The sequence below is a fragment of the Chryseobacterium lineare genome (assembly GCF_977014045.1).
Genome location: NZ_CDRNIQ010000001.1, coordinates 3,531,118 through 3,548,498, shown reverse-complemented (window position 1 = coordinate 3,548,498; position 17,381 = coordinate 3,531,118). Strand labels below are relative to the sequence as shown.

The 17,381-nt window shown below is 39.2% G+C and carries 13 protein-coding genes and 1 pseudogene; 3 read left to right on the top strand and 11 right to left on the bottom strand.

Annotated elements, in window-relative coordinates; genetic code table 11:
* Positions 1-32: 32 nt before the first annotated feature.
* Both ACWNCI_RS15910 and ACWNCI_RS15905 read right to left on the bottom strand, forming a co-directional pair.
* On the bottom strand, positions 33-716 hold the full coding sequence (locus tag ACWNCI_RS15910; RefSeq protein ID WP_449389048.1) for a LytR/AlgR family response regulator transcription factor: 684 nt from the start codon (positions 714-716) through the stop codon (positions 33-35).
* Complete coding sequence (locus ACWNCI_RS15905) at positions 703-1,719, bottom strand: sensor histidine kinase (RefSeq protein WP_346983434.1); 1,017 nt, start codon at positions 1,717-1,719, stop codon at positions 703-705. Before ACWNCI_RS15905 ends, ACWNCI_RS15910 begins: the two co-directional genes overlap by 14 nt.
* Positions 1,720-1,908: 189 nt before the next feature.
* Here ACWNCI_RS15905 and ACWNCI_RS15900 point away from each other — a divergent pair, with 189 nt between their 5' ends.
* From ACWNCI_RS15900 to ACWNCI_RS15890, 3 genes are all read left to right on the top strand, one after another.
* Positions 1,909-2,748: a DUF5694 domain-containing protein gene (locus tag ACWNCI_RS15900; RefSeq protein WP_449389047.1), complete on the top strand. Its 840-nt coding sequence runs from the start codon at positions 1,909-1,911 to the stop codon at positions 2,746-2,748.
* Between the two features lie 285 nt (positions 2,749-3,033).
* Positions 3,034-3,849, top strand: coding sequence for a DUF5694 domain-containing protein (locus ACWNCI_RS15895; RefSeq protein WP_449389046.1), 816 nt, complete (start codon positions 3,034-3,036; stop codon positions 3,847-3,849).
* Between the two features lie 57 nt (positions 3,850-3,906).
* Entirely contained in the window at positions 3,907-6,141 is a 2,235-nt protein-coding gene (locus ACWNCI_RS15890) for an outer membrane beta-barrel protein (protein WP_449389045.1), read from the top strand.
* Positions 6,142-7,128: 987 nt separating this feature from the next.
* Here ACWNCI_RS15890 and ACWNCI_RS15885 read toward each other — a convergent pair.
* The 9 genes and pseudogenes from ACWNCI_RS15885 to thiC form a co-directional block, all read right to left on the bottom strand.
* The gene (locus ACWNCI_RS15885; RefSeq protein WP_449389044.1) at positions 7,129-7,863 is read right to left on the bottom strand and encodes a DNA-binding domain-containing protein; all 735 of its coding nucleotides are present in this window, start codon (positions 7,861-7,863) and stop codon (positions 7,129-7,131) included.
* A 126-nt stretch (positions 7,864-7,989) separates the two neighbouring features.
* A complete protein-coding gene (locus tag ACWNCI_RS15880) occupies positions 7,990-9,888 on the bottom strand; it encodes a hypothetical protein (RefSeq protein WP_449389043.1) in 1,899 nt (632 codons plus the stop codon).
* Positions 9,889-10,374: 486 nt separating this feature from the next.
* A pseudogene (locus ACWNCI_RS15875) lies at positions 10,375-11,084 on the bottom strand (HesA/MoeB/ThiF family protein).
* Positions 11,085-11,452: 368 nt separating this feature from the next.
* A complete protein-coding gene (gene thiH / locus ACWNCI_RS15870) occupies positions 11,453-12,571 on the bottom strand; it encodes a 2-iminoacetate synthase ThiH (protein WP_449389042.1) in 1,119 nt (372 codons plus the stop codon).
* 265 nt (positions 12,572-12,836) lie between these two features.
* Positions 12,837-13,613: a HisA/HisF-related TIM barrel protein gene (locus tag ACWNCI_RS15865; RefSeq protein WP_449389041.1), complete on the bottom strand. Its 777-nt coding sequence runs from the start codon at positions 13,611-13,613 to the stop codon at positions 12,837-12,839.
* Positions 13,610-14,224, bottom strand: a complete 615-nt coding sequence (gene thiE, locus ACWNCI_RS15860) for a thiamine phosphate synthase (RefSeq protein ID WP_449389040.1) — start codon at positions 14,222-14,224, stop codon at positions 13,610-13,612. The genes ACWNCI_RS15865 and thiE overlap by 4 nt, the downstream gene beginning before the upstream one ends.
* 37 nt (positions 14,225-14,261) lie before the next feature.
* Positions 14,262-15,005, bottom strand: coding sequence for a hydroxymethylpyrimidine/phosphomethylpyrimidine kinase (locus ACWNCI_RS15855; RefSeq protein ID WP_449389039.1), 744 nt, complete (start codon positions 15,003-15,005; stop codon positions 14,262-14,264).
* Positions 14,978-15,565 carry a thiamine phosphate synthase gene (locus tag ACWNCI_RS15850; RefSeq protein WP_449389038.1) on the bottom strand — a complete coding sequence of 196 codons (588 nt, stop codon included), beginning with the start codon at positions 15,563-15,565 and terminating at the stop codon, positions 14,978-14,980. Before ACWNCI_RS15850 ends, ACWNCI_RS15855 begins: the two co-directional genes overlap by 28 nt.
* On the bottom strand, positions 15,562-17,373 hold the full coding sequence (gene thiC, locus ACWNCI_RS15845; protein ID WP_449389037.1) for a phosphomethylpyrimidine synthase ThiC: 1,812 nt from the start codon (positions 17,371-17,373) through the stop codon (positions 15,562-15,564). The genes ACWNCI_RS15850 and thiC overlap by 4 nt, the downstream gene beginning before the upstream one ends.
* Between the last annotated feature and the right edge of the window lie 8 nt (positions 17,374-17,381).

The following is a 17,381-nucleotide window of genomic DNA, read 5'->3' as shown; positions in this document are numbered from 1 at the left end:
TAGAAAAAGCAACTTCAATTGAAGTTGCTTTTTTATTTGATGCGGGTCAGAAAATTCATTCTGTAGTTCTCTCCTATCGGAATTTCATATTCAGGATTGATGATGATTTTTTTAGTTCCAATGTTTTTAATCTGATTCAGATTAACAATAAAAGATTTATGAATTCTGACAAAAGAACTTTCCGGGAGTTGCTGTTCCATTGATTTCAGTGTATCTAACACAATAAATTCTTCATCAGCAGTTTTTATATTAACATAATCTCTGATGCTCTCAATATATAAGATATCGTCAAAAATGATTCTGTGCTGCCGTCCCGAAGATTTTACAAAGAAATGGTTTTGTTCCTGCTTTCCCAATGAAAAACGTTCCTGAGCCCTTACAGCACTTTTGCGAAAACGTTCAAGTGAAATCGGTTTCAGAAGATAGTCGACAATATGATGTTCATAGCCTTCCAAAGCGTATTCGGAATAAGCGGTTGTTAAAATATACTTCATCTTATCGCCAAGGATCTTCATGAAATTGATTCCTGTAAGTTCCGGCATCTGGATATCCAGAAACACAAGATCAGCCTCATTATTCTGAATATATTCTAAAGCTTCAATAGGATTTTCATTGGAAGATACCAATTCAAGAAAAGGAATTTCCTGAATATAATTTTCCAGCAAAGAGATCGCCAACGGCTCATCATCGACAATAATACATTTAATGGTTTTCATCTCTTAAATTAATTTTCAAATCTACCACAAATTCTTTTTCCAGGTCTTTAATATTCAGGGTATATCTTTGAGGATATAAAATTTCCAGCCTTTTTCTCACATTTTCAATACCAATTCCTGATACCGGATCTTTCATCTTTTCTTTTTTATAGTTTAAAAGATAAAAGTGTAATATCTTATTCTCATCAGAAATTCTCATTTCAAAACCTTTATTTCTAAAATCTCCGTGCTTAAAAGCATTCTCAACAAACGGAACCAGGATCATCGGTGAAATACTGAGGTTCGGATGAAGGATTTTCTTTTCCATGACTAGCAGTTCAGGATTTTTAATTCTGAGTTTTTCCAACGCCATCAAACTTTCAATATAACCAATCTCTTTTTCCAAAGCAATGCGATCTTCGCCGAGGTCTTTCGTACTGTACCGGAGCAGTCGGCTCAGCTCTTCAATCGCGGGCAATGCATTATCCGATTTCTGGTAGACCAGAGAATAGATGTTATTTAAAGAATTAAAGATAAAATGAGGATTGATCTGGGTTTTCAGCGCCTGTAATTCCGCGGTTTTTTTGGCTTCAACAAGCTGGGATTTCTCCTCTTCTGCAATGATGGAATATTTGAAGAACCAGAACGTAGTGCTGATAAAGATCGTAGTGCTGCTATAAAAAATATTATCGAAGAAATAAAAGCCGAAACTTGTATCTTCTGAATAATTCCTGATTCCGAAATAGGTTGGCAGAAACCATTCCTCTGCAAAATATCTGACCAATACAAAAGAACTTACACTCAGGAAAAAAGCAACAAAGGATTTATAAATTTTGTCGGCGTCAAAAAACCTGGGAACGACAATAAAATAGTTGACGTAAAAACAGATGATACTGGTAATAAAAAAGGTTATATTAAATATAGTAGCGTTGGAATGGAATACAAAATAGGGAATCAGAACCGCCCCAATAATATAGATCGTCCAAAAGAAAATATGCAGATAAAGCAGTTTGCTGTTTTTCATACAGCAAAAATAGATTTTCTATGAAAATCTACCTCCCATTCTCGATAAACTATTCTTTTTTTCCGATAAATCTATTTTGTGGCTGTTTTATCGTGGTTCGCCGAAATGCACTATTTCTGATTAATGACAAACAATAATTTTGCAGAGAACAGTACAAAGTAACCATTCATTAAACTTTAATCAATAATTATGAAAACATTAGTATGCACATTTTTGCTTTGCTTATCGACAATCATTACCGCCCAGAAAAAGCCTGCGGAATATTTTCCCGGTGCCAAAACAAAAGTGCTCGTCGTAGGATCCTTCCATTTCGATTACCCGAATCTCGACGCCCACAAAACTGAAAAAGGAGATCAGGTCGATGTGCTGTCTCCGAAAACGGCAAAAGAAGTCACTGAGCTTGTAGATTATATTAAAAAGTTCAAACCTACAAAAATCGCCATCGAAGCATTTCCGAACTGGAATGCCAACCAGAAATTAAAAGACTATAAAGAAGGTAAATATAATGACAAAAGAGACGAGCGTTATCAGCTTGCCATGCGCATTGCAAAAGATCTTGGAATAAACGAGCTGTATAGCATTGATGCGAATTCGGTGCTGGATGATCTGCAGGAAAAATTCGGAAAGACAGATTCATTGTATTTTAAGAATTTGAGTGCAGAATATGATTTTCAGAGCAACGATCCTGCTTCAAAGCAATATGATGCTTTCTTTAAAAGTACAGAACCCAAGAATTTCAAATCGCTGCTGGATATGTTCAAATTCATGAACGGAAAAGAATATCATCAACATGAATATGGGGCTTACTTGAGTGGAGATTTTAAGCTGAGAAAATATGATGGTGCCGATATGCTGGCATTGTACTGGTACAACAGGAACCTGAGAATATTCAGAAACATTCAGAATATTCCGCATAATCCGGAAGACCGATTGCTGATCATTGTTGGCAATGGGCATGCCTCTGTTTTGAGACAATTATTCACCTCATCCCCCGACTTCAATTACATAGAATTCAATTCTTTGAAATAAAGCAATATTCTTTTGAGAATAAATTTGTTTAAACTAATTCCAGAATTAACCGCAAAAGTCACAAAAGATATTCTTAATGCATTGATTAGAATATTCAAAGTTCTCAAAAGATAAAATCGAAGATTTTTTAAAGCTATTGTCATCTCTTTCATTTGCAGTCATCAACTTTAGATAAAATTCAACTCATCTTTTGTGACTTTTGCGGTTATTAATGTTTAAACAGACTTAATACTTATATCACAAACCTTCTATTCGACACCTCCTCATTCCGACAAACCCATAACTATGAAACCCATCCATTTCACCCTGCTTACCCTTGCTTTTGCAGCTTCCCTGCAGGCACAACATGTTCAATTCAAAGATAAATTTGATGACGCCGTTCCTGTCTTAAACATCGCCACCTTCCACATGGGAACGACATCTGATGCAAATACTACCGAATTTGATGAGCACAATGCGGAAAATAAAAGACGGATCCATGAAATTGCTGCGGAGATTGCCGCTTTCAGGCCCACCATTATCGTTGTGGAAGAATTGCCTGAAAACAATGAAAAGCTTCGTAAAGCCTATCTCGAATATCTGGACAACCCCGAAAAGAAGTATGAAAATCCGGGAGAAATAGAATTACTGGCCTTTGAAATCGGAAGACTTTCGCATGAATCTAAAATCTTCGGTATAGATTATAAAGAGTCGTACAATTATAGTCTTTATTATAATCTCAAAAACAAACAGGAAGATAATACCTATCAGAAATACGGCGAACTTGTAGAAGAAAGCGAAAAAAAGTATCCTGAAGATCAAATGGCTTTCCGTGAGTTATTTAAATTCAATAATCATCCGCAGGTATTGGATATGCTTATAAATATTAATGCCGATATGCTCACCTATGTTTCAACTAAAGATCAGCATGAAGGAGCTGATGAGGCCGCTAAAATGTATCACCGAAATCTCGTGATGTTTTCGAACTTCAATAAGATCAATATCAATAAAAATGACCGCATCGTCCTGCTCATGGGAGGCACCCATACCGCTTTTTTCATGGATTTCCTGAAGAGAAGCCCAAAATACAGACCCGAATCTGTTTTAAAGTATATAAAATAAAGCCTATCCTGTAACAAAAATAAATTTCATGCGTCTAACCTGATACGACAGGACATTATGAAAAAAACAATTATTGCTTTATCTTTTCTGGGTACGGTTCTTACTTACGCTCAGGAAAAGACCAATAACCAGGTTAAAGAAAAACAGATTGAAGAGGTTACCATCACCAAAACTAAAAAAGCCGTTGAGCAGAAAGCCGACCGTACGATTTTCGACTTTTCAGAGCAGCCACAGCTTAATAACGGAAATGTTTTAGAAGGCATTAAAAAACTTCCGGGACTTGTATCTACTGATATCGCCGGAATGATGTATCAGGGAAAGGTGCTGGATGTATATCTTAATGGAAGACCTTTGAATATTACTTCCAATGAGCTTAATTCCTTCCTGGAAGGAATGCCTGCCAATTCCGTGGACAGAATCGAAGTGATTACCCAGCCGGGAGCAGAATTCCCTGCTACTTCAGGGGGTGCCATCATGAACATTATTACCAACAAGAACGCCAATAAATATTTAACAGCTACCTATTCCGGAAACTATTCATTTACGAACTATGATAAATTCCGAAGCAGAACGAGCAACTCGTTAAATTTAAATGCAAGAAATAAAATCTTCGGATGGCAACTAAATATTGGTCAGAACTATCGTGAAAGTATGCTGAACGGCCAGCAGGATAATCTTTTAACCAGCAATACCGACAGATTCGGAAGAGGTTATTTTGCCAAATCGGGATTAACTTTTGATCTGGGTCAGGACAGATTGCTCTTAAACTACGATATTTACCATAACAATAACGACAATTATACTGCAAGCAACGGTAAGGGAGAGGAAAAAAATCCGATTCCCAATACAACCCCTCAACAATACACGTTTAGAAACTTTACATTTGATGCATTCGATGGTGCCCACACGCTCACAACAAGACAGGAAGCAGTGGTTACTTACCAAAAACGTTTTGCAGACAAAGCTCAAAAGCTGGATTTCCAGTTTGGGTATACCAAATCCGACAGCAAATTTGCCCAGGACAATATTTTCAGAGATAAAACCTATGAAGATTTGAATTCTGCGGAACCCCGAATCTCTTTGGGAAATGTTTTGGATAATACATCGGATATGAAAATCGCCAATTTCAAGGTGGATTATTCTCAACCGATTAATCTTCTCGATGGAGGAAAAGTGAGTTTGGGAGGCTTGTATGAACACCAGAACTTCGATACGGAGAGCAAAGGAATTACCAATCTTGATTATACAAGGCAGACCACTTCAACCTACCTGGAATTGCAGGCAAAGCTGAAGAAGTTTGATTTCATATTGGGAACCCGTGCTGAAAATTATGACATTTCGGGGATTACCAGATATTATGATAAAAATAATACGCTTACGGAAGCCAATCTTATTCCTTTCAATAAGTTTAAATTATTCCCGAATGCAAGCGTTCAGTACAACCTGATGAACCAGGTCTATATAGCGGCCAACTATAATAAAAAGATAAGCTTACCGAGCATTTCTGCCCTGAACCCGAACAACGTGACTTTCCAGGGACCCAATACCCAGGTGACCGGTAACCCGAATCTTCAGCCCACTATTTTCGACAATTATGAACTGAAGATCTCAGCCTTCGACTATGCCTTTATCGGTTACAGTGTGAGCTCAGCAAAAAACCAGGTGGCTCAGATCATCAGAAAAGACGGCAGGAATTTATTTAATGAGCAGATTAATATTTCAGACATGAGAATTCATAATTTCAATGTCGGATTGCCTGTTCCGTTTATGATCTTCAGCAAGCCGCTGAGCGAGATCATGAAGTTTAATTTCAATCCTGATAAAATTAATTTCATGTACTTATATGCAGGATACCAGAAACACGATATTGACAATTTGAACAACAAAGGCTTTTGGATCTTCAACATCATGACGCAGATCATTTTACCGAAAGACATTAAGCTGACGGCCAATTACAGTTACCTGACCCCAAAAGCAGGATACTTTTATTTCACAGCCGAGAAACCTTTCAACAATTCGTTTGACCTTACGGTGACAAAGAAATTCATGGATAACCGTCTGACGGTTTCCGTCTTTGCAAATGATATCTTCAACGGACAGGTGATGCAGGTACGGTCAAACCCGCCAACGGGTGAATCGGTTTACATCAAAAGTAAATATGACACAAGAAACTTCGGACTTTCCATTAACTACAAGATTCCGACGAAAAACAAGCTGGCGAAAGAAGATGCCAACATCCTGAATCAGACTAAAAAAGAAGAAACCGGCGGCGTGATGCAGCAGGGACAATAAACTAAATAAGGGCTTCGTTATCGAAGTCCTTATTTTTTGGAGCCAGACCAGTGGCACAGCAAATGGTGGCTGAGCGGCGCCGAAGCCTTAGTTATTAGGATGTAAAGAGTATGTGACTTCGAGACCCTCAGTCACCACCATTCTACAACTCTTTGTCATTACTCAGAAACCCTCATACGCTAGCACCCTCAAACCCATCCGCCCAGTTTGTCATTGACTCCGTCGAAATAACATTCATCGACTTAAAGGAGATAATCTTCGATTTCCGGTAGGAATCTCGGCATCGTTGGTAACAGTAGCATGGAAAGATTCTAGCTTAGATCCCTACGGGATGACAATGGGAATGTATAGAATGGAGGTCGTTGTGTAGGAAGTATTCTAGAACCACCACAACTCTCACGCCCTACAACTCTAAAACACTCTGACTCTCCCACAAAAATAGATGGCTTGGTGCTCTCTTCTAAGTGGAACGGCTTTGTGAAACTTAAATATGCGCTATACTTTCAAAAAACCTTGGTGCGCTTAGTGTTCAAAAACAGTGTTATATACGGTAAGCCTTAGTTATTAGGATGTGACTATTGTACTGGCCCTTCGACGAGCTCAGGGTGACAGAAGTGCATCGCTTCAGTGACAGGCGCCAAGACTCTCCACTCTCAGACCCTGAAACTCTCCAACCCTAAAATTCTCACACTCTAAAACCCTAAAACCTTCAAACTCCAAAAACTCTCTCACAAAAAAAATCCGGCCGGGATTTTCAAACGATGAGAATATCAAACCATCGTTTTTATTACCCGAACCGGAGCGCACACAAAAAAATGATACTAGCCGGACTTTATAATGAACTGCTCTTTTGCCGGCCGGAAAAGAGCTTCTTCTTTTTTGCAATCCGATTGCATGGTACGGTGCAAGCACCTTGCAAGCCTCGGTGTAAGAGCCTTGTTAGCACCCTTGCATACCCCTTGCAAGCACCGTTGCAATCCTCATATTTTACTGGACGGTGAGTTCACGGTCAAAAACGGCGGTGCGAGGCTCTTTGAGCGTCATACTGCCTGCATATTGCGTCACCACTTCCAGCTGATACGTGCCTGCCAGTAATGCGGGAATCACGACAATAAGCTCCGAAGGATTATTGGTCACCATATCGCTTTCCTCTACCATTGTTCTGACATTAGAGGCGGTATTGACAAAGAACACCCCGATAAAAGGATCGTTCCCCGCTACTTTGATCTTGCTTCCGGCAATCTTAAGATTTCTGCCAGGAGTCAGGAGATCATTGACCGAACCGCTCTTCACATCCGTTACCTGTAAAATTGCGGCAGAAGATTCTGCCACACCCAGAATTTCAACTTCAATATTGGGAATCTCCGCTCTCAGTTTCTCTCCCTGATTGAACCGGAAGATAATACTGTGCTTATCTTTATTAAAAGTCTCCGAAGGACTGTCGAAGACTCCTCGGATGGTGATATTGGCAGTAAAGTAACCGGTATTGATGGAATACCCATCGCACAGTTGATACGCCATTTCATTAAGAAATAGCTCTGTTGCATGTTCCATCGAAGAGGCAGAGATATCTGCACCGCCGCGGCTCACGGCTGACTGGCAGACCTGCTTTACATTAAGGCTTCGCTCACTGATGGTTCTTGCCGTGAAATCATTAGGATTGTCTTTGGTTAAAACGTTATCATAGAGATACGCTTTGATTTTGTGAAGAATTTTTGCCATTATTATTGACTTTTAAATAGTTGTTATTAAATCCTAACAGGTTTTGAAAACCTGTTAGGATTAGGATCATTATTTAATTGTTGTGGATTGTTGGTGCATTCTATGGTAAAAACCAAGAAAAGAAGATTACCAGGATTTTGTGGTTGTTGCTATACCTTGCTGAAGTATAACCCCATAATTACCTCCATAGCTATTCTGTCTGAAAGGAACTGAGCTCTCATCCCCGCCAGAATGATAGTTAAAATAATAAGTATTAGAACCTACCAAAGTACTATATACTCCAACTGACAAATAGGAGCCAAAATAACCATTCCCCGAAGTGTTAGGTGTGGTTGTAGTTGGTCGCTTACAAACGAAATACACTCTACCACTGCCTTGTATTGTGAATTTATTCCCCATTTGGGTAAAACCTGTTGTTTGTGAAGCTGATACTTTTACGTTATTATTATTGCCATTTTGGTTCGAACCTATAACCACAGAAAAACCGATCATATAACTATTTGCAGGTACCCGTGCATCATTGTCATTGCTTGCAAAAGTGTAATTACTTCCCTGATTAATTAATGATGATGTATTCATTTGTGCATTCGCCTGACCAACTAAAGTAGCTCCGGGAATATTGGCCGTATTGTAAACCGCAGCATATTCTGCCGCATTGACTTTTACCCAATCGTTTACCGATGCTGTATCATAAGCAGCACAGCTTTCGCATGCTGTTCCTCCGGCTGATGCTGCTGCTTCAAGGGCGCCTCGTATGGCATCACCATATACAACAGTACACGTAGAGCCTGCAACTAATGACGGATTAAAAGTAACAATCTGGTTACTTACACCAGTGTATGTACCACTAAGGGTATATGTGACTGTACCACTTGTAGAGGTGAATGTACCAGCACTCCTTTGTAATGTAAGCCCATTTACAGTAAATGTCTGTGCAGGATAGCTTACGCCCACCGGTGCACCGGTATAGGACATCGTATAGGAACCGGTATAAGCAGTATTGTTTATTAATGTGCCTGCAGGAGATTGTGTCGTACTGCCACAGGTAACAGCAGGCGTGTTGTTTACTGTGAAGTTAAGCGTACAGCTCTTTCCTCCTATACTGATGGGGAAAACCGCTGTCCCTCCGCCAGATGGAGTTCCTGTAATATTATAGGTTAAAGAGCCTCCTGGCGTAAAATTACCGCCCACCAAGGTAGCCGTTAATCCGGTAACACCCGTGGATGAAATTGTCTGATCACTGTATGCAGAACCATTGCCTCCGCCATAGCTGATTACTGCAGATACACCGTTTGCTGCAAGACCTCCTGTTAAATTTCCGTTTTTAGTTGCCCCTGCACAATCAAGCGAGGTAATAGGCGGTTCAATTACTGCAACTGTTTTTGTACAGTTTAACACTAATTTTGTCCAGGTTCCCGATAAAGTCCCGGAAGAGGTTGGTGTACCGCTAAGGGTATATTCAACCAACTGAGACTGACCTGAAATTAAAGTAGCGCTTGTAGGGGCTGCGGAAGCAACTGTAATACCTGAAACACCACTTAGTACCAAATCAGAGGCTTGAAATGCAATAGTTGCCGTAGTGAATGAGTTGTTGGTAACGGTGACAGAAAATTTGTTTGACGCCGTCATAGCCGTTCCATTGGTATAGTTACCCGTAAAACCATTTGTATTACAGTCTGACACTACAGAAGCTGTGGTACCTACCATACTTAAGCTCTTCCATACGGCACCGTCAAAATAATAGTATCCGGGTGCCGTGATACCTGCCGTTTTAGTGGTCCTAGGCATCGTAGCAGCTGAAGTAGCATATGCAATGGTTCCTGTCTGCGCAGTTTCGTATTGGTCATCTCCTGCCTTAATTTGATCTCCGGTAAGGCGAGGCGCAATAAACCCTTCTGGTCTGCTGCCATCGGTGGTCTTGGCGGTTACATCAAGAGTCGCTTTTGGCTGAGTGGTATTAATCCCAACTTGACTAAAAAGTGATAAGCTGTATAATGAAACAGCAATTGTAATAATTTTTTTCATTGTTTGTATTTACATAATGTTTATGATTAACTCATCATGAGTAACTTTAAACCTAAAAATAAGCTTGTTTAACCTATTAAATCGATGTATCCGATTCTTTAAAGAACTGAATTAACGGTTAATATCATGGCGGAGGACGGCTGAAGTAATCTGACATGATATCCGAAGCTCTGAAATTATTTCTAACGCTTGATGAACACGGAAAAAACATTTTGAAAATGGAATGATCCAAAAAGTATTTCTGAAAATATATTGAGTTTTGCAGGATTATTATATGCAAGTTTAGCGACCTTTCATAGAGGTGCAAAAAAGTATAAAGACGAAATTTTTTCATCATGCGTGTTTCATTTATCATTTATGTTAAAAAATTGCCTGTGTCAGGCTATTTTCGGTACAAATTTAAACAAATTATTGTTATTTCCAATTGATAAACTTGTAAATAGAATTCAGAAATACATTACATCACAATGAATACAATCTAATCATCTAAAAATCAATGCCATGAAACTGCCATTTAAAAGTATCAATTAATATAATTTTATTTAGCGGCAAAGGCAAACCCGTCACTATTTTCAAAACCAGATCAGCCATCATACTTCCCACCATTCCGGGCAAAGGCCCTAAAACTCCCAGGCTGTCACAATCGGGAATATGATTTTCAGACGGTGGCTCCGGGAAGATATCTCTTAAATTTCTGCTGCCCTTATAATTGAAGATAGCGATCTGCCCCTCAAAACCCAAAATACTTCCGTACACAAGCGGCTTTTGTAATCGTACACAGGTATCATTGACCAGATATCTTGTGGTAAAGTTGTCTGAACCGTCGACGATAATATCAAACCCGGAAATGATTTCTTCTGCATTTGAAGGATCTATTTTTTTTTTATCCCTATACATTTCACCTGGTGGTTCAGTTCATTAATAAACCGTTCCGCACTTTTCACTTTCGATTGTCCTACGGAACTTTTAGTATGTATGGTCTGGCGGTTCAGATTGTGAAGTTCAACCTCATCAAAGTCTGCAATCCCTAAAGTTCCCACGCCAGCCGCAGCTAAATATTGGATTACAGGACTGCCCAATCCTCCTGCTCCGATAACGAGTACTTTGGCATTGATGATTTTCCGCTGACCTTCCAATCCGATTTCTTCAATAAAGATCTGCCGGCTGTAGCGTGCGAAGGGGTCTTCTTTTTTCATGAGTTTTTTATTGAAACATTAAGTTTTTATTAAGGAGTTAAGAAAAAATTAAGCATTCGCCAACGAATAAAATAAGTTGAATGCTAAAAAGTATTTTCTTAATAAAACTTAACTCCAAACTTGTTTAAACTAATTCCAGAATTAACCGCAAAAGTCACAAAAGATAATCTTAACGCAATGATTAGAAAAATCAAAGTTCTCAAAAGAATAAAAATCGAAGATTTTTAAAACTATTGTACCCTTTTTTCATTTATAGTCATCAACTTTAGATAAAATTGAGCTCATCTTTTGTCACTTTTGTGGTTATATAAAAAGTTTAAACAGCTTTTCCTTAATAAAATCTTAATGGTTGAAATTATTTTTAATTTTTAAATGCCACTATAAATATTATCCCAATCTTTCATGACGGGATCGTATCCGGCTTTTTTAATGATGTTTTTGATTTCATCCATACTTCTTTCGTCACTGGTTTCAAACTGTTCCAGGGATTCTCTATCTACGGCATATCCACCGGGATTGGTTTTTGAAGCAGCACTCATTGCTGTTGCTCCCAAGGAAATGATGTTGTTCCTGAACTTTTCATTTTCTCTTGTTGAAATGGAAAGTTCAAGATCTTCATTCCAGATTCGGTAAGCACAGATTAATTGCAACAAATCTTTGTCTTCCATGATGAAATTCGGCTCTATGATTCCTTCAGCCGGACGCAGCCTGGGAAATGAAACGGAAAACCTGCTTTTCCAATATTGTTTTTGAAGACAATCGATATGAAGCGCGTTGAAAAAGCTGTCAACCCTCCAGTCTTCAAGTCCCAGTAAAACACCGAGTCCGATCTTATGAATTCCCGCTTTACCGATTCTGTCAGGCGTTTCCAGCCGAAAACCGAAGTTGGATTTTTTTCCTTTTGGATGGTATTCTTTATACACTTCCTGATGGTAGGTTTCCTGATATACTAAAACGGCATTCACCCCCGCATGATGTAATTGTCGGTATTCTTCTTCAGATAAAGGCTGAACCTCAATGGAAATATTGGCAAAATGAGGCTTCAGTAACTGAACAGCATTCAAAAAATAATCAATTCCCACGGTTTTATTCGCTTCTCCACTTACCAGCAAAACATGATTTACCCCCATTGCTTTTAACACTGATGCTTCGGTCATTAATTCTGTGTCGGTCAATGTTTTTCTTTTAATGGAATTATCTAAACTAAATCCACAATATGTACAGATATTCTGGCATTCATTACTGAGATACAACGGAGCATACAGCTGAATTGTTTTTCCGAATCGTTTCTGGGTAAGCTGCTGTGCCATTTTTGCCATTACTTCTAACTTTTGAGCAGCTACTGGCGAAAGAAAATTCAGAAAGTCTTCTATCGTTCTGTTCTTTTTCTGGAGGCTTCTTTCAACATCGGACAAGGTTACTTTCCCGAGTCTTTCTTTTATTTCATCCCATTGATATTGTGCAAAAAGGTTTTCAAAACTCTTCATCCCGTTTAATCCAATTTATGTGTAAATGTTATTCTTTAAATAGGATTTCATCCTATCCTTTGTTAGGTCGTCTCAAAAATAGGATTTCATCCTATTCTTGTATTGGGTCGCCCTTTCAGGGCTCTTAAATTCTACTACGGGATTTTTTACAATCCTTCCTGAAATTGATATAAGCTAATCATTATTAAATGTTCTATTCACGATAGGATTTCATCCTATTTTTGTATTGGGTTGCCCTTTTAGGGCTCTGCTCTTGCTTATTCAGTTAGTCAAACAAAAAAGAGGTCAGCGGACTTGATGCTTCTGCGTGCTGAACAATAGCGCCGAGACCTGCTTCAAATGCTCTTCGTCCGGCGATTACTCCTTCTTTAAAAGCCTGTGCCATTCGTACAGGATCATGAGCTACGGCGATGGCAGTATTCACCAATACCGCGTCTGCTCCCATCTCTAGGGCTTTTGCTGCATCGGAAGGTGCGCCAATTCCGGCATCTACCACCACAGGAACATTCGTCTGGCTGATGATGATTTCTAAAAAGTCAAGGGTTCTCAATCCTTTATTGGTTCCGATTGGTGCACCTAATGGCATCACTACAGCCGTTCCTGCATCTTCGAGACGTTTGCACAATACCGGATCAGCATGAATATATGGCATTACGACAAACCCTAATTTGGCTAATTCTTCGGTCGCGTATAAGGTTTCAATCGGATCAGGGAGAAGATATTTCGGATCGGGATGAATTTCCAGCTTGACCCAGTTGCTTTCCAGGGCTTCCCTTGCCAATTGTGCTGCCAATACGGCCTCCTTTGCCGTTCTCGCTCCCGAAGTATTAGGTAAAAGATGAACGTTTGCCGGCCTCAGGGCATTTAATAAATCATCTTCAGAAGATTGTGCGTCGATCCTTTTCAATGCCATGGTTACCATTTCACTTCCCGAAGCAATGATGGAATTTGTCATTTGTAAAAGGTTTCCGAACTTTCCGGTACCTAAAAACAATCTTGATTCGAAGGTTCGGTCTGCTATTGTTAATTGTTGATTTTTCATTGTAATGCTGTTTTAAATTGACTGATTATGGACGGTTGCTCCGTAATTTGCCCTGAAACCGCCACACCATAAATTCCGATCTGCTGTAATAATTTTATATCGTTCAGAACAACACCTCCGATAGCAAATATCTTAGGGATTTCCAATGCTTTTTCTTCTAATTTCTGTATGATTTTCTGATAGCCTCCGAAACCTAAAACAGGACTCAACTTTTCTTTGGTCTGCGTAAACCGTAAAGGTCCCAGCCCAATATAATCGCAGGATTCTGCCATTCTCTGAAGCACATCCTGAAATGTATTGGCCGTGCCTCCAATAATTTTTTGTTCACCCAAAATAAATCTTGCCGCTTCTACCGACATATCCTGTAAACCGACATGAACTCCGTCTGCATCGATGTCTTTTGCGATCTGAATATGATCGTTAATAATACAGACCGCCCGATATTTTAAGCAAAGTTCTTTTGAAGTTTCGCAAAGCCTTATAAATTCGTTTTCAGGAGCATTTTTCCAACGAACCTGTATCCATTGTATGCCGTTATCAAGTGCTTTCCGGATATTGAGTTCCTGATCTTCTATGGTGAAGCCTTGAGAGATGTATTGTAATTTTTCCATTTTCTTATTTTGATTTAACACGAAGAGCGCTAAGATTTTAAGAATGAAATCCTAATAAAGTGGGATTGCTTGTTAAAAACTTTTCAATGTATAATTTTCCTTTCCTGCAAGCCTGTTCCATATTTTCTCCTTTTGCTAAATGACCTGCGATGGCTGAAGAGAGGACGCAACCTGAACCATGTTTTGGATAAAAATCAGAACTTGTATCATTGGGTTCAATAGCGATTTCTTTTCCATTATCTATTAAAACATCTGTTCCTAACTGATTTTTCCGGTGACCTCCCTTAATTAAAACTGAACATGAACCATCCCCAACTTGAAAAACATTATTTTCCTGCAAAACTTTATATTCATGATAATTTGGTGTGAGTAAATCAATTTGCTGTATCATATTTTTTAATTGTGGAATGGTATTCAGATCAAAAAAAGAAAACTCTGACGTACTTTTTAAAACCGGATCCCAGATAATTTTTGTCTCCTGATGATTGGCTTTAATAGTTGAAATTATTTCGTTTAAAAACTCAGCATCTTTTACCACGCCGATCTTTACCACTTTAACTGGGTAGTTTTTCATCAAAATATCAATTGATGAAAGAATTGTTTCCAAAGGTTGCCATTCAAGACTAATGCATTGAGATCCTGTCTGTATTGTCATTGCTGTACAAACTCCCAATCCCTGAACTTTCAACTGTTCGAATGTTTTAATATCTGCCAGCAAGCCTGCTCCCCCGCTTGGGTCATAGCCCGCGACACTCATAACGAAAGGACGTTCTGTCTGCATTTTTTGAAAATATGTAAAGGTTCATTACTTTCCCAGATGGCACCTAATAAAGCCGCTCCTTCTGCTTTACTTTTGAAAACTTCATGAATATTATTTTCATTAATTCCTCCCAGTGCAACAAGCTTTACTCTCGGATTATTTCGGTTTTTAATATCATTCAAAACAGTTGAATCTTCTCCATACCTTTTTTTAGAAATACTCGGAAAAACAGGACTGATAAAGGCATAATTCCATTCTTCATTTAATTCATTAAAAGTTTCGATGTCATGAACCGAAGTTGAAATGAGTTTATCTATAAAATTTTCAGCCAATCCATTCTGTCTGTCCGCTTCCCTGAAATGAAATCTTGAAATATTAAACTCTTTCGCCAGATTATAGTGACTGTGCAGAACCAACTGATGATGAAACTGCGGATCTATTTTCTGAATAAAGTCTTCCATTTCTTCCCGATTGATAAACGGTTTTCTGAGATGAAGTAAATCCAGTCCTTCTTGAAACAATTCATTAATAATACCAGTTTCGTTCTGAACACATTCTTCAGGAGTGATTACGATAATCATATATAAATTTCCTTTCCTTTTTCAATGAATTCCTGAGATTTGTCGAACATTCCTTTCTCTGCTGATTCACGGATTTCCTGTGTGATTTTCATTGAGCAGAATTTCGGTCCGCACATCGAACAGAAATGCGCGATCTTCGCTCCGTCGGCAGGAAGTGTTTCATCATGGTAAGATCTTGCTGTTTCAGGATCCAGAGAAAGGTTGAACTGATCTTCCCAACGGAATTCAAATCTTGCCTTGCTCAAAGCGTTATCCCTGTACTGCGCTCCGGGATGCCCTTTCGCCAGATCAGCTGCATGAGCAGCCAGCTTATAAGTGATCACTCCTACTTTTACATCTTCTTTGTTTGGAAGTCCTAAATGTTCTTTTGGTGTCACATAACACAACATCGCACAACCAAACCATCCGATCATTGCCGCTCCGATTCCCGAAGTGATATGGTCGTAACCCGGCGCAATGTCAGTAGTCAAAGGTCCCAACGTGTAAAATGGTGCTTCGTGGCATTCCTCTAATTGCTTATCCATATTTTCTTTAATCATGTGCATCGGAACGTGTCCCGGACCTTCAATCATGACCTGAACATTGTGTTTCCAAGCGATTTTTGTCAGCTCACCCAGTGTTTCCAGCTCTGCAAACTGGGCTTCATCATTGGCATCAGCAATCGAACCCGGACGAAGACCGTCACCCAGAGAAAAAGCAACGTCATATTTTTTCATGATCTCGCAGATTTCTTCAAAATGCGTGTACAAAAAGTTTTCCTTGTGATGGAAAAGACACCATTTTGCCATGATAGAACCTCCCCGGGAAACAATTCCCGTCACCCTTTTTGCGGTAAGATGAATATATCGCAACAAAACACCGGCGTGAATCGTGAAATAGGAAACACCCTGCTCTGCCTGTTCAATCAAAGTATCTTTAAAGATTTCCCAAGTTAAATCTTCTGCAACCCCTTTTACTTTTTCCAAGGCCTGATAAATAGGAACCGTACCAATCGGAACCGGACTGTTTCTGATAATCCACTCTCTGGTTTCATGAATATTTTTTCCGGTGGATAAGTCCATGATTGTATCCGCTCCCCAACGACAAGCCCAGACTGCTTTTTCCACTTCCTCTTCGATACTTGATGAAACTGCGCTGTTTCCGATATTAGCATTGATTTTAACCAAGAAATTTCTTCCAATGATCATCGGCTCACTTTCCGGATGGTTGATGTTATTGGGAATGATTGCCCTTCCGGCCGCAATTTCGTCTCTTACAAATTCGGGAGTGATTTTATTTTTTGGAGTTCTCGCCCCAAAGCTGTTTCCTTCATGCTGAAAAGCCATTTCTTTGGAAACAGAATGCAGCTGCTCGATTCGTTGGTTTTCCCTGATAGCAATATATTCCATTTCGGGAGTGATGATGCCTTGTTTTGCGTAGTATAATTGGGTAACTTCTTTTCCCTCTTTAGCAACTTTTGGGTTGTGGTTGTAAGAAAAGCGCAATTCATCAAGCTTTGAATCCGTGAGACGTAACTTTCCATATTCGGAAGTGATTCCCTCAAGAATTTCTACATCGTTCCGGTCTAAAATCCATTGTTCTCTGATTCTCGGAAGTCCTTTTTCAATATTGATTTCTGAAATTTCGTCGGTGTAAGGTCCTGAGGTGTCATAAACAGTGACCGGTGGATTATGTTCTAAAGATCCGCTGGAAAGTTTCGTCGGACTGAGTTCTATTTCGCGCATTGCTACACGGATGGGATGAATTTCCCCTTTGACATAGATTTTTTTTGAGTTCGGAAACGGCGAACGTGTGATGTTGTGAGCCATACAATATT